The 21,487-nt window shown below is 66.6% G+C and carries 20 protein-coding genes; 8 read left to right on the plus strand and 12 right to left on the minus strand.

Annotated elements, in window-relative coordinates; translation table 11 throughout:
- The first annotated feature begins 105 nt into the window (after positions 1 to 105).
- From RCH07_RS09540 to RCH07_RS09570, 7 genes are read left to right on the plus strand one after another with little or no spacing between them, the layout of a single operon-like run.
- On the plus strand, positions 106 to 1,107 hold the full coding sequence (locus RCH07_RS09540) for a LacI family DNA-binding transcriptional regulator (RefSeq protein WP_326967230.1): 1,002 nt from the start codon (positions 106 to 108) through the stop codon (positions 1,105 to 1,107).
- A gap of 60 nt (positions 1,108 to 1,167) precedes the next feature.
- On the plus strand, positions 1,168 to 2,331 hold the full coding sequence (locus RCH07_RS09545) for a hypothetical protein (protein WP_326967231.1): 1,164 nt from the start codon (positions 1,168 to 1,170) through the stop codon (positions 2,329 to 2,331).
- A gap of 11 nt (positions 2,332 to 2,342) precedes the next feature.
- Positions 2,343 to 3,074: an alpha/beta fold hydrolase gene (locus tag RCH07_RS09550; RefSeq protein WP_326967232.1), complete on the plus strand. Its 732-nt coding sequence runs from the start codon at positions 2,343 to 2,345 to the stop codon at positions 3,072 to 3,074.
- Positions 3,071 to 4,006, plus strand: a complete 936-nt coding sequence (locus tag RCH07_RS09555) for an ester cyclase (protein WP_326967233.1) — start codon at positions 3,071 to 3,073, stop codon at positions 4,004 to 4,006. Before RCH07_RS09550 ends, RCH07_RS09555 begins: the two co-directional genes overlap by 4 nt.
- Before the next feature lie 24 nt (positions 4,007 to 4,030).
- Entirely contained in the window at positions 4,031 to 5,353 is a 1,323-nt protein-coding gene (hisD, locus tag RCH07_RS09560) for a histidinol dehydrogenase (protein WP_326967234.1), read from the plus strand.
- Positions 5,350 to 6,123 (plus strand): SDR family NAD(P)-dependent oxidoreductase, encoded by a 774-nt coding sequence (locus RCH07_RS09565; protein ID WP_326967235.1) that lies wholly within the window; start codon positions 5,350 to 5,352, stop codon positions 6,121 to 6,123. Before hisD ends, RCH07_RS09565 begins: the two co-directional genes overlap by 4 nt.
- The gene (locus RCH07_RS09570) at positions 6,120 to 6,875 is read left to right on the plus strand and encodes an HpcH/HpaI aldolase family protein (RefSeq protein WP_326967236.1); all 756 of its coding nucleotides are present in this window, start codon (positions 6,120 to 6,122) and stop codon (positions 6,873 to 6,875) included. Before RCH07_RS09565 ends, RCH07_RS09570 begins: the two co-directional genes overlap by 4 nt.
- 64 nt (positions 6,876 to 6,939) lie before the next feature.
- Here RCH07_RS09570 and RCH07_RS09575 read toward each other — a convergent pair whose 3' ends face one another.
- From RCH07_RS09575 to RCH07_RS09595, 5 genes are all read right to left on the minus strand, one after another.
- Complete coding sequence (locus RCH07_RS09575) at positions 6,940 to 8,427, minus strand: M20/M25/M40 family metallo-hydrolase (protein ID WP_326967237.1); 1,488 nt, start codon at positions 8,425 to 8,427, stop codon at positions 6,940 to 6,942.
- A 95-nt stretch (positions 8,428 to 8,522) separates the two neighbouring features.
- On the minus strand, positions 8,523 to 8,843 hold the full coding sequence (locus RCH07_RS09580) for a hypothetical protein (protein ID WP_326967238.1): 321 nt from the start codon (positions 8,841 to 8,843) through the stop codon (positions 8,523 to 8,525).
- 119 nt (positions 8,844 to 8,962) lie between these two features.
- Complete coding sequence (locus RCH07_RS09585; RefSeq protein WP_326967239.1) at positions 8,963 to 9,625, minus strand: GAP family protein; 663 nt, start codon at positions 9,623 to 9,625, stop codon at positions 8,963 to 8,965.
- Positions 9,622 to 10,140 (minus strand): TetR/AcrR family transcriptional regulator, encoded by a 519-nt coding sequence (locus RCH07_RS09590; RefSeq protein WP_326967240.1) that lies wholly within the window; start codon positions 10,138 to 10,140, stop codon positions 9,622 to 9,624. Before RCH07_RS09590 ends, RCH07_RS09585 begins: the two co-directional genes overlap by 4 nt.
- A gap of 89 nt (positions 10,141 to 10,229) precedes the next feature.
- On the minus strand, positions 10,230 to 11,045 hold the full coding sequence (locus RCH07_RS09595; RefSeq protein WP_326967241.1) for an SDR family NAD(P)-dependent oxidoreductase: 816 nt from the start codon (positions 11,043 to 11,045) through the stop codon (positions 10,230 to 10,232).
- 296 nt (positions 11,046 to 11,341) lie between these two features.
- On the opposite strand from RCH07_RS09595, the gene RCH07_RS09600 reads away from it, so the two are divergent.
- Positions 11,342 to 11,935: a TetR family transcriptional regulator gene (locus RCH07_RS09600; RefSeq protein WP_326967242.1), complete on the plus strand. Its 594-nt coding sequence runs from the start codon at positions 11,342 to 11,344 to the stop codon at positions 11,933 to 11,935.
- A gap of 82 nt (positions 11,936 to 12,017) precedes the next feature.
- On the opposite strand, the gene galK is transcribed toward RCH07_RS09600, so the two are convergent.
- The 7 genes from galK to RCH07_RS09635 all read right to left on the minus strand — a co-directional run bounded on the left by galK (position 12,018) and on the right by RCH07_RS09635 (position 21,446).
- Complete coding sequence (gene galK, locus RCH07_RS09605; RefSeq protein ID WP_326967243.1) at positions 12,018 to 13,202, minus strand: galactokinase; 1,185 nt, start codon at positions 13,200 to 13,202, stop codon at positions 12,018 to 12,020.
- Positions 13,199 to 14,299 (minus strand): galactose-1-phosphate uridylyltransferase, encoded by a 1,101-nt coding sequence (gene galT / locus RCH07_RS09610; protein WP_326967244.1) that lies wholly within the window; start codon positions 14,297 to 14,299, stop codon positions 13,199 to 13,201. Before galT ends, galK begins: the two co-directional genes overlap by 4 nt.
- A gap of 1 nt (position 14,300) precedes the next feature.
- Positions 14,301 to 16,619: an alpha-galactosidase gene (locus tag RCH07_RS09615; RefSeq protein ID WP_326967283.1), complete on the minus strand. Its 2,319-nt coding sequence runs from the start codon at positions 16,617 to 16,619 to the stop codon at positions 14,301 to 14,303.
- A 74-nt stretch (positions 16,620 to 16,693) separates the two neighbouring features.
- Positions 16,694 to 17,512: a DeoR/GlpR family DNA-binding transcription regulator gene (locus RCH07_RS09620; protein WP_326967245.1), complete on the minus strand. Its 819-nt coding sequence runs from the start codon at positions 17,510 to 17,512 to the stop codon at positions 16,694 to 16,696.
- Between the two features lie 9 nt (positions 17,513 to 17,521).
- Positions 17,522 to 19,615: a beta-galactosidase gene (locus RCH07_RS09625; protein WP_326967246.1), complete on the minus strand. Its 2,094-nt coding sequence runs from the start codon at positions 19,613 to 19,615 to the stop codon at positions 17,522 to 17,524.
- 2 nt (positions 19,616 to 19,617) lie between these two features.
- Positions 19,618 to 20,571 carry a carbohydrate ABC transporter permease gene (locus RCH07_RS09630; protein WP_326967247.1) on the minus strand — a complete coding sequence of 318 codons (954 nt, stop codon included), beginning with the start codon at positions 20,569 to 20,571 and terminating at the stop codon, positions 19,618 to 19,620.
- Positions 20,568 to 21,446, minus strand: a complete 879-nt coding sequence (locus tag RCH07_RS09635; RefSeq protein ID WP_442784801.1) for a carbohydrate ABC transporter permease — start codon at positions 21,444 to 21,446, stop codon at positions 20,568 to 20,570. Before RCH07_RS09635 ends, RCH07_RS09630 begins: the two co-directional genes overlap by 4 nt.
- Positions 21,447 to 21,487 lie beyond the last annotated feature (41 nt).

Consider the following 21,487-nt stretch of genomic DNA (forward strand, 5'->3'; position numbering starts at 1 on the left):
AATACACTGTGGCACAGCTAACATCTTGTCAATAGGTGGACCGTGAGATGACCTGACGCCGGCGCATCCGCTCAACCCGCCCGAACCGGAAAGTGAGGCACCCCGATGGTTGCCACCAGTCGTGATGTTGCCCGCCTAGCCGGAGTGTCGCAGCCGACCGTGTCACGTGCACTGCGGGGCGACCCGAGGGTCACCGCCGAAACCCGCCGTCGCATTGCGGAAGCCGCCCAGGCCCTCAGTTACGTCCCCAGTCAGATGGGCCGCTCACTTTCGACGCAGGCCACACATCGGGTGGCCATGGTCGCCGACCTCAGCAACCCCCTCTACCCGCTGATCGTTCCGCCGATTCACGACGCGCTGGCCGCCCGCGGCTACCGGATGGTACTACTTGCCGAGCGCGAGGATGACAGCGCCGGGTACTCGCCCCTGCTGGACCGCTCCGTGGACGGTGTGCTCCTCACGACAACGCGGCGTGAGTCGACTCTGCCGTTTGAACTGAATCAACGGGGTATCCCGACGGTCATGCTGAACCGCATCGGTGGGATGGTCGACACTGACAGTGTGGTGGCGGACAACCTAGGCGCTGGGCGGGTGGCAGCCCGGATGCTCGTGTTGGCGGGCCACCGCGAGATTGGGCTGATTGCCGGTCCCGGCGAAGCCTCCACCAGCACCGACCGTGAAACGGGGATCCGTGAGGCGCTGGCGGATGCGGGCATCGCCCTGCGCTCATCCCACGTCGTGCGCGGATGGTTCGGCCATGATTCCGGCGACGCGGGGATGCGCAGGCTGATGGCCCTGGAGGATCCGCCCAAGGCCGTCGTCTGCGTCAGCGACTCGGTCGCCATCGGCGCCCTGAACGCGGCCCGGGACCTTGGCCTTCGGGTCCCCGAGGACGTGGCCATGGTCGGCATCGATGATGTTCCGACATCCGGTTGGCCGATCTGCGATCTCAGCACCGTCTCCATCCCGCTGCCCCAAATGGCGCAGGACGCAGCAAACCTTCTGGTGGACAGGCTGACGGGGGTCGTATCCGGCGGGCCCGTACATCGCGTCCACCCGGTGCACGCCGTACCGCGGGGCACCCACGCCCTCGAAGGGCGAACATAAGACCACGCAGGGCCACCCGCAACCCTTGACATGCATATGATACATACGTATACATGACCCATGGAAGTTAACGTTAACCAGAAAACCGCAACCCAGGTCGTCGATGAGAACGAGCTCAGGCGCCGGACCATCCGTCGCAGTGACTACGTCAGCTGCAACCAGGCCTTCATCGACTGCCGCACGCCCGGCAGCGATGCCAAGGAGAACTACTCGATCATCGGACCTGGTGTGACCCAGAGCGCCCAACAGGTGGTGAACCTTCGTGAACCGCACGGCTTCAACATCGGTGCTGCCGCCATGCCTGATGGAGTGGTGAACAACCTCCACCTTCATTTCACCGCCGAAGTTTTCCTGAACTGGAGCGGAACCTGGAAGATGCGTTGGGGCGCAGACGGCAGCGACGGCGAATTCATCTGTGAAGAGGGCGATATCGTCAGCGTTCCTACCTGGATCTTCCGTGGATTCACCAATGTGGGCGGTTCGCACGGGTGGCTCTTCACGGCCCTGGGCTTCGACAACACGGGAGGCATCATCTGGGGACCCTCGGTGCTGAAGGAGGCCGAAAAGCATGGCCTGTTCCTCACCCTGGACAACGACCTGATTGATACCGTGGCCGGCGACACGGTCCCGGAAAACGTGGAGGTCGTCCCGCCCCTGCCCCAGGCCGAGATCGACCGGTTGCGCACCTGGACAGCCGAGCAGATGCAGCAGCGTGTGGTCCGCCAGCGCGATCTGAAGTGGAGCAGCCAGCCCTTCCTGTGCAATGAGCTGCCCGGCGGCGGGGCGGAGCTCGCGACGGTCATCGGATACGGAATGACCGAGGACAGAGACCAGGTACCGCCAATCCATTACCCGCACAATTTCAACCTCGCGTGGCTGCGTGCGATCAAGGACGAGGGCATCCTCCAGCACCGCCACGACCATAGTCAGGTACTGATGGGCTACCGCGGCACCTGGCTGGTGACCCTCAACGAGGGGGACCACAAGGTGGCGACCGTTCTCAATCCCTACGACACGATTTCCGTGCCGGCGGGTGCCTGGCGGACTTTCACCGCCCTGGATGACGAGGCGCAGATGCTGGTGGTGAACAGCGGCGACGGGCGTGTCCGCCTGGAATGGCCGTCCGAAACCATCCGGCACGCCGAAGACAAGGGCCACGCCGCCGACGCCGCCGGCTACGTCGCCGCATGGAACGTCGTCCGCTACTCCACAATCGACGACTGAGCGGGCAAATTATGGCGCCGCGCCCTGCGGAACAACAGATCCGCACGTGGATCCGGGTGCCGGGCATGTTGTGCACCGCGGAAGTCTTCACCGCCATGGATCCATTTCTCGACCTGGGCGGCACCACGGTGGACGCCCGAATCCAGGGCACCACCTTGGGTGGTGCGGCTGAGTTTCTCCTCGAGCTTGCCCGGACGCGGGAGGGGCCGGTGGGGATCATCGGGCTTTCGCTGGGTGCAATAGTGGTGATGGCTGCCGCCGTGGAGGACCCGGCAGCCTTCCATGCCGCGGTCCTGATCTCGACCAACCCCCGGGGTCCCAGGACAGAACAGATCCGGGCCTGGGAAGTGATGGCCCGGCGCAACTCGGCCGGCGCGTTCACTGACATCGCAGGTGAACTCGCGCCCGCCCTGTTCGCCCCGGACCGCGGCACGGGTCCGCTGCTCCGCTCGGGAAAGACCATGGCCGAGCGCCTCGGACAGCGGGCCTTCGCAGACCAGCTGGGCATCCAAGGAAGCAGGCGGGACCTTCGTCCGGAGCTGCCGAGGATCGGCGCACGCACACTGGTCCTCGCCGGATCCGCAGACCGGCTGTGCAGCCCGGACATGCATCAGGACATCGCCGCGGCCATGCCTCATGCCGAACTTGAAGTCATGACCGGCGCCGGTCATCTCATGACCCTTGAGGATCCGGCAGCAACGGCCAACATCATCAATCTCTGGTATCAAAGGAAAACTTTATGACGCCCTCTCCGCCCGGCCTCCGAGCATTCGGGTTCGACGGCCCCGTCGACTACATCGAACGCATCACCTATGACATCTGGAACCTCCCGCACCGTGATCTGGAGCTCATTCGTAGGTACTATTCGCCCAGTACGGCAATTCACCTCGACGCCGGCGACCTGGTGGGCGACGAGACCGTCATCGCCAACACCCATGCGCGGCTGCGCACCTACCCGGACTTCCACGGCGTCATCGACGACACGATCTGGACCGGTTCCGAGGAGGCGGGCTACCGGACCTCCATGCGGTGGACCTGGACCGGGACCGACACTGGCGGCACCGCGTACGGCCCCGCCACCGGAGGAGCGGTGACATTCATGGCCATTGCCAACTGCATCGTCCGGGGCGAGGTCATCGTTGAGGAATGGCTGGGCGCCAACCCGCTCGCCCAGGCCCGTCAACTGGGCTACTCCCTCGAGGACGCCGTGCGGGCTACCCAATATCCCGGGGCGCGCCGGGTGACGCGCCCGTCCTTCGAGTTCACCCGCACCGCGGAGGGAGACCTGGTCCGGCAGGCATTCACCAGCGTCTTGGAAGGCCGGCTCGAATCCGGGCTTTACGCCGCCGATTGCGTCACCGCCTTCGCCCCGGACGTTCAGCGCGACGGCGCCGGTGCCGTCCTGGAATGGGCCCTGGGTCTGCGGGCCGCACTCGGACCCCTTTCCGTGGAGGTCGACGACCAGTACTCGCTGCCGGCTTCGGGCAAACTGCCGCTGCGCGTCGCCACTCAGTGGCGGATCGCCGGCACCGGGCCCAGGGGCCCTGTCGAGTTCAGCCTCATCAGCCACCACCATCTCGTTGGAGGCCGCGTCACGGCACAGTGGCTGGCCTATGACGAACTCGCCCTCGCCCACCAGGGCGTCGCCTTCCCCCAGCCAGCAACCGCCGCCTGATCACCAACCTTCCCGGAGAATACTATGTCGCAAATACTCAAATCAGCCCTCCCGGCCGGCCATACCGGCAGCAGCAAACCGGAAGTCCGCACCACCGTCGAGGCCATCATTGACGATATCCGTACCCGCGGGGACGCCGCCGTCCGCGAATACTCGGAGAAATTTGATGGCTGGAGCCCGGAATCCTTCCGGCTCACTCATGAGCAGATCGAGGAGATCATTGCCACCCTGCCCCGGCAGGTGATCGATGACATCACGTTCGTCCAGGAGCAGGTCCGCCGCTTCGCGCAGGCCCAGCGCGACTCCATGACGGACATTGAGATCGAAACGCTTCCCGGCGTCCGGCTGGGCCACCGGCACCTCCCCGTCGCCTCCGCAGGGGCCTACATCCCCGGTGGCCGCTACCCCCTGACCGCTTCAGCGCACATGACCATCATCACCGCGAAAGTCGCCGGCGTGCCCCGGGTGGCCGCGTGCACCCCTCCCATCCGCGGCAAGATCCCCGCAGCAACCATTGCTGCCGCACACATGGCCGGCGCAGATGAGATATACCTGCTTGGCGGAGTGCAGGCCGTGACGGCGCTCGCCGTTGGTACCGGAGAAATTCCCAAAGTGAATCTCATTGCCGGCCCGGGCAACGCCTTCGTGGCAGAAGCCAAGCGCCAGTTGTTCGGCGAGGTAGGCATCGACCTTTTCGCCGGTCCCACCGAGATCCTGGTCATCGCCGATGAATACGCGGACCCGTTCATTGTCGCCGTGGACCTGCTCAGCCAGGCGGAGCATGGCCCCGATTCCCCTGCCGTGCTGATTACCACCAGCACCGAGCTCGGCACCCAGGTCCTGGAGCATATCGGGCAGATCCTGCCGGGCATGCCTACCAAGGACTATGCCGAGCCGGCCTGGCGAGACCACGGCCAGATCCATGTCGTGGACTCACTCGACGAGGCCTATGCCCTGGCCGACACTTTCGCTTCCGAACACGTCGAAGTCCTCACCCGCGAACCTCGCGAAGCCCTGGACAAAATGCGCGATTACGGCGCGCTGTTCCTCGGCGAGGGCACCTGCGTTTCCTACGGAGACAAAGTCATCGGCACTAACCACGTCCTTCCCACCAAAGGCTCAGCCCGCTACACCGGTGGCCTCTGGGTCGGAAAATACCTCAAGACGGTCACACACCAGGAAGTGACAGACGCAGCGACGTCGGCGCGTCTGGGCGAGATCTGCGGCCGGGCCAGCCGGGTCGAATCCTTCGAAGGCCACGCCCGCTCGGGCGACGTCCGCGCGAGCAAGTACACCGGCGCAGACCTGCCCTGGTCCTCCCGGCCTGCCGCGGCGGCGCAGCAATGACCCTCCCGCTGGCAGGACGCACGGCCCTGGTGACCGGCGCCGGCAATGGCCTGGGCAGGGCCATGACCGGGCACCTGGTCGAAGCCGGAGCCCGGGTCATCATGGTCGGCCGGAACCTGCACAAACTCGCACAGTCCCGCGATGAACTCGGACTGACCGAGGGCCACTGCAGGCTGGAAAGCTGCGACGTGGCCGATCCGTCGTCGGTCGACCAGCTTGCACTGAGGCTCAGGGACGAATGCGTTTCCCTTCTGGTTAACAACGCGGGCGTGCCCGGGCCCGTGTCGGATCTGGTCGACATTGATCCGGGCGACTGGGACGAGGTGTTCGCCACCAACGTGCGCGGCGTGTACCTGATCTGCCGGGCCTTTCTTCCCGCCATGATGAAAGCCCGCAGCGGCGACATCATCAATATCGCATCGGTGAGCGGGAAACGGCCCCTGGTTGGGCGGACTCCCTACTGCGCATCCAAGATGGCAGTGATTGGACTGACCACAACCCTGGCTGCCGAGGCCGGCCCGTATAACATCCGGGTCAACAGCCTCTCACCTGGCCCGGTCCGGGGCCCACGGATGGAACGCAACTTCCGGCTGGAGGCTGAGCGCACAGGAACCTCCTGTGGTCAGGCCGAGGCAGACTTCGTCTCCCGGGCGGCCTTGGGCCGCATGGTCGAGGAAGAGGAGGTCGGCCAGGCGCTGGTAGCGATACTGCAGATGCGGGGAATGACCGCAGCCGACATCGATCTCTCGGCGGGCATGGTGGCCCGATGAGCTCCCCGCTCTCACCGGATCCGCTCAAAACACGCCTCGCCGCGGGCGACCGTCTGCGCGGCCTGCTGGTCCGCGTGCCGGCACCGATGCTGATAGACATGGCCGGGACCAACGGGTTCGATTTCATCTTCCTCGACGCCGAACACGGGACTGCGGATCAGAGGGACCTCGCAGAACACATCACCGCCGCGCGGGCAGCCGGGCTGCCCACGCTGGTGCGCATCGGGGAGGACGAGGCGGCACTTGCCCTGCGCGTCCTCGATGCCGGCGCCGAAGGTGTCATCGTGCCGCACGTCCGGACAGCCGAGGAAGCGTCGGCCGCGGTGCGGATGGCCCACTACCCGCCGGCGGGGGACCGCGGCTTCGCGACCTACACCGCAGCCGGCCGATGGGGTAAGACATCCCCCGCAAACCACGCGGCGCAGGCAGCCGCCAACACAATCGTCGTGGCCATGATTGAGGACGCCGAGGGGGTATCAAACGCCGGCGTAATCGCGCAGCGCCCCGGCGTCGACGTCATCTTTGTGGGGCCTTCGGACCTGGCCGCAGCCTTGGGCTACGACGCGGCCCTCGCGGACGACGCCCGGCTGCAGGTCTGGGCGGCCTCGGCCGCAGCCGGATGCCCCGTGATGGCGATCGTCTCCACCGCTGCCCAGGCGTCCAGGGCCTGGCAGCAGGGAGCGTCGATGGTGGTGCTGAACGCTCAGTCCGCCATCGATGACTGCCTGGCTGGCTGGGCCGCCCAGTCCTGACTACGGCCGCAGGGGTGGCCCGGTTTCTACCGGGTCACCCCTCTTCCGTATATTGTGACCAGTTCTAGCCGGCCGTGGCCGCCCGCGCCATGGAATCCGCAAAGTCGCCAAGATAGTCGACCGTGAAATGCATCAACTTTTCCACCGACCCGACCGTGAAATACTCATCCGCAGCATGGGCCCGGTCGCCATGGCCGAGCCCAGCCACACTGAACGGGATCTGCTTGCCCAAAGCCGTGAAGAGCGAGGCAGGGCAGCAGTTGTTAGCGATCGGCCACACCGCCGTCTCCACCCCGTAACGTGCGGCCGTGACGATCCCCGCATCCAGCAGGACATCACGGTCGTCCGGCATGGACGGCGCCCCGGCATAACCGCGCGGAATCTCAATCGCAACGTGCCCGAAACCTCGCCGGTCCAGATGCCCCCGCAGGGCCAGGACGAACTCCTCCGGAGTCAACCCGGGAGGAAACCGGAAATCGACGCGGGCGCTGGCTTCCCCGGGGAGCGAGGTATAGAACGTCGGACCCTGGTAGCCGCCAGCGATGCCCTGGATGTTCATGTTGACGCCGGTCATGTAATTTTCAACATGATCCGCGATGTCCTTCCCGGCCAGGGCCCTTTCAACATGCAGGTTGCCCAGCATGTTTGCCGCCCAGCTGGGATTCTCGCGGAAACCGGACGATACCCGGGCGACGTCGTCGGCGAACTGCAGCGAGGCCGCCTCCGCGACAGAGCCGACACCGTCAATGGTGACGCGTTGTTCGTCGTCGTACATGGTGGCCAGGGCTCGCACCAGCTGCATCATCGGCGCGTCAATCCACGCCGAATTCCCCGCCCAGATGTGCCGCCCGTCCGCTGGTCCGCCCCACTGCCCGCCGCGGCACGTGATCTGCGCAAAGACGCACCCCTTGAACCCCCGGCGGACTGTCATGAGACCCGCGGAATTCTGCTGCATGCACGGCAGCCAGATCCCGTCAGCGGTGAGCAGCAGCTCCCGGTGATTCTCTACGAACCCCGGCAGGCTCGGGCTGCCGATTTCCTCTTCGCCTTCGATCACGAAGATCAGATTGACCGGTAATTCCACTCCGGCCCGCTGCATGGCCTCGATCGCGAGAATGGCGGCGATAACGGGGCCCTTGTGGTTGTTCGCACCCCTACCCGCCACCACGGGTCCCAGATGGGGCAGCAGTCCAAGGTCGCGGGCATCCACGATCTCGGCCGCCAAAGGGTCCACCGTCCACTCAGGTGCCATCGTCGGGGTCACGTCGTAAAGGCCGTACACGATTAGTGTGGGAGCCGACACGCGGGCGGACCGGACTGTCCCCAAAACCACCGGGTACCCTGCCGTGGGAACGATCGCAGCGTCCGGACAAACTCGCTCCAACAAGGTGAAAAAGTAGTCTGCGGCAGCTTCGATGCCCTCACCGGTATCACTGAACGACGGTATGCGCAGGGCACGGCGTACCTCTTCCATGGCCAGATTGCCGTCGTCGTCGATGATCTGATGTGCCGAAGCGAACTCCATGCGGGGTCCCGTAGTGGTTTCATTCATCCAGCAATTATTGGGCATGCATACGTATACTTCAACCTTTCGCCCCTCACCATGCGGACGGAGCGCTGGCTGTGACCGCGACGGTTTCGCTGAGTTCAGCGCGCGGACCGGGCTGTGTCCAGTAACTCCACCGAGACATCCCACAGCCGCCGGGCGGCGTCCGGGTCCAAAGCATAGTCCAGGACCCCGTGCAGGCCGTCGGTGATCTGGGGGACTGTCCGGGCCTCGTTGCAGTCTTCGAAATACCGGCCGCCGATTCCCTCGACTTCGTCCGAGGTGGCGAGGAGTACGGAGGTGGCGGCCCCATGCTCCATGATTTTTACGGGCAGTCCCGCCGGCAGGACCTGCACTTTGGTTGCGGCGAGAACGGCAGGGTCCCAGTGCCGCTGGAGGTTGGTCCAGACGCCGCCGGGCATGAGGGGGGGGGGCGCTGTAAACGTCGACGGCGGCGCCCGGCCCCCGCCCCCGGCGGTCGCCGAGTAGTACCTCTCCCTGGCCGTCGCCAGCACTCCGCCCCTGCAGGTCCACGGCCGGCTCAGGGCCACAGTGCGATGGCTGCAACTGGGATGGCAGCCGTCAGCAGCAGCAACGCCGTCGGAACCGACCTTTTCACCGTCCCGGTGGAGAACCGGTCATATACCTTCTGGAGCCAGCCGCGCATTCTTTCTCCATGTAGTACTCCGAGCAGTAACAGCAGCAGGCAGGGCAGGCAGTACACGAGTGCGTACCCGATGACAACCACCAGGCCGCTGCCGGAGGAGACGCCGGCGTTGATCATCCGTTCGATGGCAATGAAGTAAGGGAACGCATTCGGGAGATCGGCCCCGGTCATCATCACACCGAGCGGAAACGCCGTTCCTACCGAGAACCAGTCCGGCAGCACGGCGCCCGCGCGATCCCTCGTTTTCAGCCGCCTGAATGCGACAATGACCAGCGTGATGGCCGCGATCAGGAAAACGATACGCCGGAGCCAGCCGATGCCGCCGGCGACGGCCTCGGCTGCCACGCCCGCACTGAGGAAGATCACCGCTCCCAGGACGAAGACCGTGATCATCGCACCCGACACGAAAGCCAGCGCCGACAGGACCGGTTTCTTCGGGACGCTGAGGAGGATCAGGGTGATCGCAAGAATCGTTGCCGGGTTGAAGGAATCAAGGAGGGCCAGTGCCGCGATGCCGCCAATCAACGCCAAACTCATGACGTACCCTCCGTGGCGGACCGGCACAGGGCATCCACCAGGGCATCGCCGTTCCCGGCCGGCGTGCCCACCACCGCGTTCATCAGCAAACCGTCCCCAACCAGCCGGATGATCAGGGCCTGTGTCGGATCGCCCACCTCAGCGCCCAGAAGGTCCTGCCACCGGGACGTTGCGGCGCCGGCCAGCTCGATCACTCCCTGGTTTCCCGCCTCGACTGCCCGGAATGCCACCATCATCGCCCGGTACAGCGCTGCCTCATCCGGACCGGGGACCGATAGACGCAGCCAGGTCTCGGCGGCCCGGCCTTCCGCCGCCGCGGCCTCCATCAGAGCATCAACCTCGTCGAGAGCCTGACGTGCCAGGCCATCCACAAGGGCTGCCCTGGAGCGGAAGTGATGCATCAGGCCGCCTTTGGAGACCCGGGCCGCCGCCGCTACCGCATCAAGGGACGGGATTACCCCGCGCTCGAAAGCGAGTTCACGTGCTGCCTGCAGAATTCTGAGCCGGGTATCCATCCCTCCACCCTACCCGACAAACCGACCAGTCGGTCTGTCGGGTCGGATTCGCCGCCGACGGAGGGGTTGGGGGCTCCTGCTGGTGCAGGTTAGCCGACGTGCTGTCCGCCGTCGGCGGCGAGCACGGTCCCGGTGGTCCATCGGGATTCGTCACTGAGCAGAAACAGGGCGACACGGGCCATGTCGTTCGGCAGGGCGATCTGGTTCATTGGCGCCCAGGCCGCGACCTCGGCCTGGGCCTCCGCGGAGGGCAGCCACTGGCCGAACATCTCCGTGCGGGTGGAGCCGGGCGCGATTGCGTTCACGCGGACGTTTGCTCCGGCGACTTCGAGTGCAGCGCTCTTCGTCAGGCCGATGACACCCCATTTGCTGGCGACATACTCGGCGATGTTTGGGACGCCGACGAGGCCACCAACTGAACTGACATTGACGATGGAGCCTCCGCCCACCGCGAGGAGGGCAGGGATCTGGTGCTTGAGGCTGAGAAATACCCCGCGCAGGTTGACGGCCATGACCCGATCGAAGTCTGCGGCGTCGATGTCAGGGATCGCTCTGCCGCTGCCGGGGAGACCGGCGTTGTTCAGGGCGCCGTCGAGACGGCCGTAGCGGTCGACGGCGGTGCGAACCGCCTCGGCAACGGAAGCTTCGTCGGTGACATCCAGGGAAACGGCCAGCGCGTCGTGGCCCTGCTCCGTGAGTTCGGCAACCAGTTCATCGAGCCTATGGGTGCGGCGTGCGCCAACGACGACGGTGGCGCCCTCGGCGGCAAAGCGGCGCGCGGACGCCGCTCCGATTCCGGCGCTGGCGCCGGTGATCAGGATGACCTTATCCTCCAGCCGGCGGGCGGCGATGGTGAGCGGCTCAGGGCGGTGGTTGTCCACCGGAGTGGTGATAGGCGAGGTCATGGGAGTGCCTTTCTTTTGGGGTAATTCCATGTGCTGTCGACGACGGCGGCCGGGTGGCTGCCGGGATACGGGAGCGCTCGACAGGGAAGCCGACCGGGCCGGGAGCCGTCCTCCGCGTGTACCGCCGGCGGGAATAGCGCCGGACAGTATCCGGCTCGTCAAAGTGTTCCACTCACGGTCGGCTACCATTCAACGGTAAAGGCACTGAGTGCCTCAAGTTAAGTAGTGCCTATAGGCAGTTGGTGCCCGAAGGCCCGTGATGCCATGGAATGGTGTTGCGGTGCTACTATGCGGACATGAATGACCCGAAGGCGCCCCGTGGTTTGCGGGAACTGCGAGCACAGCAATTGCGGACCGCGCTGATCGAAACAGCGCAACGGCTATTCGTGGACCACGGGTTCGACGCGGTATCGGTCGACGATATCGCCGCACATGCCCAAGCGTCCCGCCGCACGTTCTTTCGCTACTTCGGGGTCAAGGAAGACGTGCTCTTTGCGGAGGATGACGCGCTCCTCGCAGCGTTCCTTGGCGGCATGCGCGGCGCGGAGGACACCGCGTCAGCGCTGGCGGCGGCCCGCGCCGGCGTCCGGGCCGTCGTGACCACCCTTGAGCCGCGCCGTGAAGAGCTGCGCGTGCGGCAGGCCATCCTCAACACGGTCCCGGCCCTGCAGGACCGGTCTTTCTGCAAGTACGCCCGCTGGGAACGGGCGGCAGTCGGCGCGTTTGCCCGCGGCGCCGACGACTACAACCGCATCTTGCGGGTCGCCGTCCCGGGCGCCCTGCTTTGTTTGCGCATCGGCTACGACCTCTGGCTCGCCTCCGGCAAGGACGGGGTGTCACTGCAGCAGCACGTCGACGCCGCCCATGGAGACCTCGCACGATCTGTCTGACTGCGACGCGGCGACTCATGGAGGCCGGATTCCGCCGCCGACGCGGCTCCAGGCGCCGGCAGCGCCGGAGTCCTTTGAACAGTCAGGAGGAAGGCCACTGTTCCCGGCGCGCACCGGCCGAGGCGCTGACCGGAAAGATGTGAGGGGCGGTGAAACCGGCGCGGAAGAATTCCCGGGCAATTCCCGCCGCGACCGTATCGGCGTCGCCGTCCCGGACCAGGGCGATGGCGGCTCCGCCGAAGCCGCCGCCGGTCATGCGTGCCCCGAGCGCCCCCAGATCCTGAGCGGACGAGACGGCAAGGTCCAGTTCCGGGGTGGAGATTTCGAAGTCGTCACGCATGGACACATGCGATGCGCTGAGGAAAGGTCCGGTTGCGGACGGCCCGGCGGTCCGCAACGCGGCAACGGTGTCCAGCACCCGTTGGTTTTCGGTCACGATATGGCGGACCCTGCGGAAGGTCTGCTGGTCCAGCAGCTTGGCTGCGCGGGGGAGGTCTATCCCGTCGAGGTCCCGCAGCGCTTTGACGCCCAGGACGCGGGCTCCTTGCTCGCACGAGCGGCGGCGGCTGGCGTACCCGCCGTCGGCGTGGGAGTGGCTGGTGCGGGTATCGATGACGAGCAGGCCGAGCCCGGCGTCGCGGAAGCCGAGCGCGACGCTTTCCGTTTGCAGCGTGCGGCAGTCCAGCAGGATGCCGTGGTCCGGCTTGCCCAGCAGCGAGGCGGACTGGTCCATAATTCCGGTTGGGGCCCCGACGACGACGTTCTCGGCCAGCTGGCCGATCCGGGCCAGTTCCGGCCGTCCCAGCCCGAGGTTCCACAGCTCGTTCAAGGCCAGGGCCACGGAGCATTCGACGGCGGCCGAGGATGACAGTCCCGCCCCGGCCGGGACGTCCGAGCTGAGGGCCAGATCGACGCCGGTGAAGGCCGCTGCGGGGGCCGCCTGGGCGAGAGCCCAGACCACACCCAGCGGGTATGCGGACCAGCCGGTCAAGGAGCCGGGATCCAGCCCGTCGAGGCTCGTCTCCACCACTCCGGGGTAGGCGCTGCTGGCGACCCGGAGAGTCCGGTCCGTGCGGCAGCGCGCCGCTACGACCGTGCGTTTGTCGATGGCGATGGGAAAGGCGAAGCCGTCGTTATAGTCCGTGTGCTCGCCGATGATGTTGACCCGGCCCGGCGCGGACCACAGGCCGGCCGGCTGGATACCAAACTCGCTGGCAAAGAAATCGGTCCCCTGCTGCAGAAGATCCTGGTGTGACGATCCGGTCATGGCTGAATGGCTTCCTTGAGTCGGGCGGCCGCGGTTTCCGGCGGGATATCGGCGATGAACGCGCCCATCGCCGCCTCCGAACCGGCAAGGTACTTGAGTTTGTTTTCTTCGCGCCGGGGCGAGGTCAGCTGGAGCATCAGCCGGATATCGTCCCGGTGGGCGCGGACCGGGGCCTGGTGCCAGGCGGCGATATAGGGCGTGGGCGTCGCATACAGCGCATCCACGCCGCGCAGCAGGCGGCCGTAGAGCATGGCGAACTCATCGCGTTCCGCGGAGCTGGTGGCTGCCAGATCGGGAACCTGGCGGTGCGGCAGGATATGGACTTCCAGCGGCCAGCGCGCCGCGAAGGGGACGAAGGCCGTCCAGTGTTCGCCCTGGAGCAACACCCGCCCGGACTTCTGCTCGAAGGTGAGGACGTCCTCGAAGAGTGAACTGCCGTAGCTCTCCAGCGAGCGGATGAGTTGCTGGGTACGCGGTGTGATGAAGGGGTAGGCGTAGATCTGCCCGTGCGGGTGGTGCAGCGTCACCCCGATCTCCTCTCCGCGGTTCTCGAAGGGGAACACCTGCTGGACGCCGGGCATGGCGGAAAGGGCCGCCGTCCGGTCCGCCCAGGCCTCCACAACGGTCCGCATCCGGGACACCGACACTCCGGCGAGCGATCCGGTGTGTTCGGGGGAGAAGCACACGACCTCGCACCGGCCCACCGACTGCAGCCGGCGGCCGAGCCCGATCCGGGACAGATCATCGAGCCCCCCGGGTGCGTCCGGACCCTCCAGGTCCGGCCCGAATGATGGTGATTTGTTCTCGAAAACCGCAACATCGTAAAGGCTGGGGACTTCGGAGGGGTTCTCCGCGGAGGCCGGCGCCAGCGGGTCCAGATGAGCCGGGGGCAGGACCACGCGGTTCTGCCGGGCCGACGCCACCGAAATCCATTCGCCGGTCAGGACGTCCTGGCGCATGGTTGCCGTGGCCGGCCGGGTCGCCGGCGCGCGCAGGTCCGGGGACCGTTCCGGCGGCAGCGCCGTATCCGCATCGTCGTAGTAGATGATGTCGCGGCCGTCGGAGAGCTGAAAGGACCGCTTGGTGATTTTGGCCATGCTAGTGGCCTTTCCCTGCGTTGATAACTGAACCGCTGGCTGCGTCGGCAGGGGGATCGGCATCCGCATAACGGCCCGCAGCGCTTTCTGCAGAAACTTCCCGGACGTGCAGCAACACGCCGTGTTCCGGGTTCAGGACCGGCATGGGCAGGCCGGATTCGGCCAGGAAACGGCCGGTCGCCTCAATACCCGACGCCAGCCACGCGGGCGGGACGATCTGGGTGAAGGTATGCCCGGTCCCGGCTCCCGGGTAAGCAAGCCGCACCCGGTATTTTCGCCCCGGCGAGAGCCCAGGCAGCGCCACCCGTCCCGGGACTTCGGCGAACGACGTCGCCACCGACACCAGCGCGAACAGCGCTTCGGAGCCGTCGTGGGAGACGACGCCGTGCAGCATCAGGGCGGGATCCGGCTCATCGGCCCGCACCATCCGGCCGCTGTGCAGCAGCGCCCGGTGTTCCTTGTAGGCCGCTATCGCGGCCGCCAGCTCGCCGCGTTCGGCGCCCTGCACCTGGCGGAGGTCCCATTCCAGCCCGAAGTGGCCGAACATCGCCGTGATGGCGCGGAAGGACAGCTCGTGGGTGCGTGCCGTGGTGTGCGAGGTGGTGGGCCCGATGTGGGATCCCACGAGCTCCGGCGGCACCACCACTTGGGTCCACCGCTGGATGGTCTGGCGTTCCAGCGCATCGTTGCAGTCCGAGGCCCAGACCCGGTCCGTGCGTTCCAGGATGCCCAGATCCACGCGGCCGCCCCCGGAGGAGCAGCTCTCGATCTCGACCCCCGGATGGGCCTTCCTCAGCTCATCCAGCAGCCGGTACACTGCCAGCGTCTGCGCATGGACCGACGGGCTTCCCTCGTGGCCCATTTCTGCCAGGTCCCGGTTCTGGTCCCATTTGAGGTAGCTGATCCGGTACTCGCTCAGGAGCGAGTCCAGCCGGTCGAAAATGTATTGCCAGGCCTCCGGGTTGGCCAGGTCCAGCACCTGCTGGTGCCGCCAGCGCTCCGGCAGCCGGCACGGCAGCCCGCCGGGGATGGCAGGCCCCGGGGTGCGCGGTCCCGGGCCTGAGATCCAGTCCGGGTGCGCACGGGCCAGGTCAGAGTCCTCGTTGACCATTTCCGGCTCGACCCACAGGCCGAATTCCAGGCCGTGCGCGGTGACGGCGTCGATCAGGGGGGTGAGCCCCGCCGGCCAGAGCTGTTCGTCGACGTACCAGTCGCCGAGCCCGGCGCGGTCGTCGCGGCGGCCCCGGAACCAGCCGTCGTCGAGGACAAAACGCTCGACGCCGAGACCGGCGGCGGATTCCGCCAGCTCCAGCAGGGTGTCCAGCCGGTGGTCGAAGTACACCGCCTCCCAGACATTCAGCACCACGGGGCGGGGCTTGCCCGAGCGGCGGCCGGGGTGGTGCGGGCGTCCGCGGAACCACGCATAGAACGCGTCGCTGATGCCGTCCAGCCCGGAGTCCGAGTAGGCAGCGAAAAGCCACGGCGTCTCGTAGCGGGCACCGGCGTCCAGAGTGACCTCGGCGGAGCCCAGCAGTTCCGAGGCCCCGATGATCGAGCGGCCGTCGCCGATCGTCTCGACGAAATTCTCGTGGTTGCCGCTCCAGCCCAGGTGCACGGCCCAGACCTGGCCGTGCCGGTTACCGAAACCCGGCGTTCCCGCGGCGAGAAGCAGCGGGGAATCGTGGCCCGTGCGTCCGTGCCGGCCGGAGCGAACCCAGGTGCCCTGCCGCATCGGCAGCCGCTGCGGGTGGGCCTCGCGGCACCAGCGGCCCGTCAGGTCCAGGATTTCCTTTGCGGCACGCCCCACGGGCAGCACCGCCGCCAGGTCTTCGACCCGGTAGCTGTCCGGACCCTCGTTGCGCAGGCTGTGCCGGAGCTGCAGCAGCCCGCCGTCGTTGATCCTGATATCGGTGCTGACGCTGATCCGGGCCACGGGGTCCCACTGCGTGATCACGGCCGAACATTCCGCCGTCCCGTCCTGCACGGTTCCCGGCGGCATCGTGCCGTTCTCCGCCGTCACGGACACCACCCGGAGCCGGGCGGAGAACGCCTGGCCGCCCCGGTGGCCGCGGAGGCCGGGACGTCCCCGCCAGCCGGAGGAAGCCTGCGGGATCAGGCCCAGCGTCACGGGAATGTCCAAGGACGAGGGGGCGACAGGATCGGCCAGCAGCGAAAGGTCCGGAAGATCCGGGCCAAGGTCGGCGCCGAAGTGCAGCACAGCAGGCTCGCCGGTGCTGAAGTCGATCAGTACGGAGGTGCCGGAGCGCCGCAAATACAGCGGTCCGTGCGGTAGCTCCTCAGGAGGGGCGTGCTCGGACACGGTGGTCGGGTTTGGGTGGTTCACGGCAGCTCCAGGCTTGCGGTTGGCAGCGGGTTCATATGGTGCGCGGCCGGTCAGCCGGTGGCGGCTCTGGCGGCGGCACTGCTGGTGGCTCTGGCAGTCCCGGTGCTGGCCAGCCGCAGCCGGCCCACGCGCTCGCCGAGAATGCGCCGGGCTTCGCTGCCCAGCCCGTCGTCGCTGATGAGCTCATCCGCGTCCTCCAGATTGGCAATGGTGCTGATGCCCAGCGTCCCCCACTTGGTGTGGTCGGCCAGCACCACCACCCGGCGGGCTGCCGCCACGAAGGCGCGGTCCGTTTCCGCCTCCAGCACGTTCGGGGTGGTGAACCCGGCAGCAGAATCGACGCCGTGGACGCCCAGGAACAGCACATCGAGGTGCAGCTGCTTCAGGGCGGAGGTCGCCAGCGGACCCACGAGGGCGTCCGAGGGGGTGCGCTGGCCGCCGGTGAGGATGACGGTGGACGGCGATGCCCCCTGATAGAACACATCGGCGATCCGCACCGAGTTGGTCACCACGGTGATCCGGGGCCCGACGGACAGCAGCTGCGCCAGCGCCCAGGTGGTGGTGCCGGCGCTGAGGCCTACCGCCATGCCCTCGCGCACCTGGGTGGCCGCCTCGTGCGCGATCGCCATCTTTTCCTCCGGCAGCTGGGTCACCTTCAGCTCGAAGCCGGGTTCGTGGGTGCCGGCCCCGCCCGGGAGCTTGGCCCCGCCGTGGATCTTCTCGAGGGTTCCCGCGGCGTCCAGCGCCTCGATGTCCCGCCGGACGGTCATGAGGGACACGCCGAGCAGCTTCGCGAGGTCGGTGACGCGGACGATCCGTTCACGCTGGACCTCCGCGACGATGGCTGAGTGGCGGGCTGCGGCTAGCATTTTTCGTCCTTACTGAATTGACTGGCGGGTGGAAAGCGGACCGCGGGAGCGGACCACCGCGACGGCGCCGGCTGCCAGGCGGAGGCCGCCGTCGACGTCCCCGCCGCTGATAAGTTCTACACCCGAAAGGGGCAGCCGGACGTCGTCCATGCCGTGGTTGATGCAGAACGTCCAGTCCGTCCCATCCCGGCTGCGCCGGACCACCTCCACGTTGGCCGGAAGATCGGGCACCAGAGGCTCCACCGCCGCATCGGCGCACACTTCGGGGAGGAACCCGGCAAGTCCTTCCGCTGACAAGGACGTGGCCACGTAGTAGGCGCGGCCCTTGCCGGCGTGGTTGCGGGTCACCGCCGGGGAACCGGCGACCGGGCCTTCCTGCACCTGGGCGAGCACCTCGGCGGTGGTCACCCGGCCGAGTTCGCTCCAACAGGAACCGGCGCCGAAAGCGCTGAGCGGGACCGATTCTCCTGCCCGCAGCGGGAAGAACTCTTCCATCCGCACGCCCAGCAGTTCACTGAAAGCCCCGGGATAGCTGCCGAGGCGGATGTGGTCGTTTTCGTCCACGATGCCCGAGTAGTACGTCACGACGAGGTGGCCGCCGGATCTGACATAGGCGTCCAGGTTCGCTACCCCGGCATCTGTGAGGAGGTATTGCATCGGAACCACCACAAGACGGTAGCCGGAGAGGTTGTCCGTGCTCTGGCGGAAGTCCGTCGGGATGCCGGCACGGTAAAATGCATCGTGCCAGCGCCGGGTTTCGGCGATGTTTGACGCGTCCACGCTCGGGTGTGAATCCAGTTCCGACGCCCAGCGGGCGTCGGTGTCATGGACGATGGCGACGTCGACGCTGCCGGACGCGCCGGTCACTACGGAGCCGGCTACCCCGGCCAGGCTGCGCAGCGCCTGACCCAGCTGGACGACTTCCCGCCACACCTTGGTATCGGTGCCACCGTGCGGCAGCATCCCGGAGTGGAACTTCTCCGCGCCGGCCCGGGAGGCCCGCCACTGGAAAAAGAGTGCGCCGTCCGCGCCGCGGGCAACATGCTGCATCGAATTGCGCAGCATTTCCCCGGGTGCCTTGGCGATGTTGCGAGGCTGCCAGTTAACCGCAGACGTGGAGTGCTCCATCAGCAGCCAGGGCCGGCCCTGCGCCCAGCCGCGGGTGAGGTCCGCCGTTGCTGCGAGCTCCTGGAAGTTCCGGGGGTCTTCCGCGATCAGATAGTGGTCGTTGGACACCACGTCCATCTGTTCGGCCCAGCGCCAGTAGTCCACGGGCTGGTGCAGGCCCATGTTGAAGCCCATGAAGTTTGTGGTGACCGGATGCCCGGAGTGGGCGCGGATGATTGCAGCCTCGGCCTTGTAGCACTCCAGCAGTTCGTCCGAGGAGTACCGGGCGAAATCCAGCTGCTGGGTGGGATTGACCCAGGTGCCCGAGGTCCGCGGCGGCAGGATCTCCTCCCACGCATAGTAGCGCTGGGACCAGAACGCGGTGCCCCAGGCGTCGTTCAGGGCCTCGATCGTCCCGTAGCGGTTTTCCAGCCACGTCCGGAAGCCGGCTGCGGCGCCGTCGGAAAAGTCCGGCTGGTTGTGGCAGCCGTACTCGTTGTGCACATGCCACATGACCACGGCGGGGTGGTCCTTGTACCGCATCGCAATCTGCTCTGTCAGGGCGGCCGCAGCCCGGCGGTAGTCCGGGCTGGAGGCGGCAAAGGCCTGCCGTGAGCCATAGCTGTGGCGCACGCCGTCGGCCGTCACCGGGAGGGACCCGGGGTACTTGTGGCTGAACCACGGCGGCGGCGAGGCAGTGGCGTTGGCCAGGTCAACCCGGATCCCGTTGGCGTGCAGCAGGTCCAGCACGCGGTCCAGCCAGCCGAACTCGTAGACGCCCTCGGATGGTTCCAGCAGGGACCAGCTGAAGATGCCGACGCTGACCAGGTTGACGCCGGCCTCGCGCATGAGCCGGACGTCCTCATCCCAGGTTTCTTCCGGCCACTGCTCCGGGTTGTAATCCCCGCCGAACGCCAGCATGGGGGAGCCCTCGGATCCCAGGCGGGCGGTGATGTAGTCCATGAAGTTGTGGTTCTGGTTGGAGTTGAAGTCCACGTTTATCCTTTGCTGGAGCCGAGCGTCAGGCCGGCCACGAAGTGCCGCTGCAGGAGCAGGTAAATGATGAGGGCAGGGATGGCCGTGATCATGGCGCCTGCGGCGATCAAGTTGTAATCCGAGAGGAACTGGCCCTGAAGGTTGTTCACCGCGGTGGTGAGCGGGAGCCGGTCACCGCTCTGGATGAAGAGCAGCGGCCAGAAGAAATCGTTGTAGATGAAAATGACCTCGAGCGTGCCCATTGCGGCCAGTGCGGGCCTGCAGAGCGGGAGAATGATCTCCCAGTACTGCCGCCAGATGCCGGCGCCGTCCACCAGTGCGGCCTCCGTCAGTTCGGAGGAGAGCGCCTTCATGTAGTTGGAGAGGACGAACGTGACGAAACCGATCTGGAAGGCCGTGTCCACGGCGATGACGCTGATATAGGTATTGAGGAGGTTTCCGGAATCGCTGATGCTGTACGGGAGTTCAAGCTGCTTGAACATCTGGAACAGGGGAGCCGCGAGGACCTGGGGCGGGAGGAGGTTGCCGGCGGTAAACATGATCAGCAGGGTGACGTTGAACTTCCAGGCGACCCGGCTTACGGCGAAGGCCATCATCGAGGCGAAGAACAAAATCAGGATGACCGAAGGGACGGTGATCAGCACCGAGTTCCAGGCATATTGTGCGAACCCGCCCCGGGTCCAGGCCCCGACGAAGTTGTCGAAGTTGAAGGAGCCGCCAAAGCTGAAGTACCCGTACTTGTCCGTGTCGGCCTTGGGCCGCAACGACGTAAAGATCGTCCAGCCCAGCGGCACCAGCCACATGGCTGCCATCACGATCAGGAAGATATGGATGCCGAAGTGCCGCTTCGCCGGACCCCGGGCCTTGCCGCCGGAGCCGGAGCCGGTCCCGGTCCGCTGCCTGGCGGCGGCGTTTTTGCCCGCCGCCGCGGCAGGGGCTGGCTTGATGATGCTCATGCCTCTTTGTCCTTTCCGAAGGCCCGGGACAGGTAGAAGGTGATGGGGACCAGCGAAATGATCAGTAGGACAACGGCGAGGGCGGAGCCGACGCCGATCACCTGGCCTTCGCCGACGAGGTTCTGGATGACGAGGGCGCTGATAAGTTCCAGGCCGTTGGTGCCGCGGTTGATGACGTAGACAATGTCGAACGCGCGCAGTGATTCGATCACCGTGATGACGATGATGATCACGTTGACGGGCCGCATGGCCGGGAAGATGACGCGGAAGAAAGTCTGGACCGCGTTGGCGCCGTCGATCTGGGCCGCCTCCCGCAGGGTGGGGTCAACGCCCTTGAGCCCGGCCAGGTACAGGATCATAACGTAGCCGGCATGGCGCCACGTGGCCGCGATGAGCGCCGCCCAGATGTTAACGCTGGAGTCACCGAACCAGTCGACCGCCTGCGGGGTGCCGGCGGTGCCAAGCAGGAAGTTCAGCAGCCCGCTGTCCCGGTTGTAGAACAGTTGCCAGATGACGCCGATCAAGGCCAGCGACAGCATGACGGGGGTAAAGAAGATGCTCTGGTAGATCTTGCTGCCGCGGATGTTCTGATCGAGCAGGATGGCGAGCAGCAGGCCAAGGGGTGTAGCGATGAGCGCCAGGAAGACCAGCCACAGCACATTGTTCTGGACGGCGGGCCAGAACGGCGGGTAGTCGTTGGCGATGAACTGGTAGTTGTCCACCCCTGCGCCCTTGATGTCGCTCAGGCTGAGCCCGTTCCACCGGGTGAAGGACAAGGCTGCCGAGAGCAGCGTGGGGATCCAGACCAGGACCAGCTGGATCAGGGTGGGAATCCCCACCATAAAACTGAGTACCCATTTGTCCCGGCGGGTCATCCGCCGGACCCGCCCTGCCGGGGCGCGTGTGGTGCGTCGTG

It is taken from the genome of Arthrobacter sp. CG_A4, assembly GCF_035985125.1.
Lineage (GTDB): Bacteria > Actinomycetota > Actinomycetes > Actinomycetales > Micrococcaceae > Arthrobacter.

Coding starts and splice junctions, on each gene's coding strand:
- RCH07_RS09540 (WP_326967230.1), top strand. CDS start 106: ATGGTTGCCACCAGTCGTGATGTTGCCCGCCTAGCCGGAGTGTCGCAG.
- RCH07_RS09545 (WP_326967231.1), top strand. CDS start 1,168: ATGGAAGTTAACGTTAACCAGAAAACCGCAACCCAGGTCGTCGATGAG.
- RCH07_RS09550 (WP_326967232.1), top strand. CDS start 2,343: ATGGCGCCGCGCCCTGCGGAACAACAGATCCGCACGTGGATCCGGGTG.
- RCH07_RS09555 (WP_326967233.1), top strand. CDS start 3,071: ATGACGCCCTCTCCGCCCGGCCTCCGAGCATTCGGGTTCGACGGCCCC.
- hisD (WP_326967234.1), top strand. CDS start 4,031: ATGTCGCAAATACTCAAATCAGCCCTCCCGGCCGGCCATACCGGCAGC.
- RCH07_RS09565 (WP_326967235.1), top strand. CDS start 5,350: ATGACCCTCCCGCTGGCAGGACGCACGGCCCTGGTGACCGGCGCCGGC.
- RCH07_RS09570 (WP_326967236.1), top strand. CDS start 6,120: ATGAGCTCCCCGCTCTCACCGGATCCGCTCAAAACACGCCTCGCCGCG.
- RCH07_RS09575 (WP_326967237.1), bottom strand. CDS start 8,427: ATGAATGAAACCACTACGGGACCCCGCATGGAGTTCGCTTCGGCACAT.
- RCH07_RS09580 (WP_326967238.1), bottom strand. CDS start 8,843: ATGCCCGGCGGCGTCTGGACCAACCTCCAGCGGCACTGGGACCCTGCC.
- RCH07_RS09585 (WP_326967239.1), bottom strand. CDS start 9,625: ATGAGTTTGGCGTTGATTGGCGGCATCGCGGCACTGGCCCTCCTTGAT.
- RCH07_RS09590 (WP_326967240.1), bottom strand. CDS start 10,140: ATGGATACCCGGCTCAGAATTCTGCAGGCAGCACGTGAACTCGCTTTC.
- RCH07_RS09595 (WP_326967241.1), bottom strand. CDS start 11,045: ATGACCTCGCCTATCACCACTCCGGTGGACAACCACCGCCCTGAGCCG.
- RCH07_RS09600 (WP_326967242.1), top strand. CDS start 11,342: ATGAATGACCCGAAGGCGCCCCGTGGTTTGCGGGAACTGCGAGCACAG.
- galK (WP_326967243.1), bottom strand. CDS start 13,202: ATGACCGGATCGTCACACCAGGATCTTCTGCAGCAGGGGACCGATTTC.
- galT (WP_326967244.1), bottom strand. CDS start 14,299: ATGGCCAAAATCACCAAGCGGTCCTTTCAGCTCTCCGACGGCCGCGAC.
- RCH07_RS09620 (WP_326967245.1), bottom strand. CDS start 17,512: ATGCTAGCCGCAGCCCGCCACTCAGCCATCGTCGCGGAGGTCCAGCGT.
- RCH07_RS09630 (WP_326967247.1), bottom strand. CDS start 20,571: ATGAGCATCATCAAGCCAGCCCCTGCCGCGGCGGCGGGCAAAAACGCC.
- RCH07_RS09635 (WP_442784801.1), bottom strand. CDS start 21,446: ATGACCCGCCGGGACAAATGGGTACTCAGTTTTATGGTGGGGATTCCC.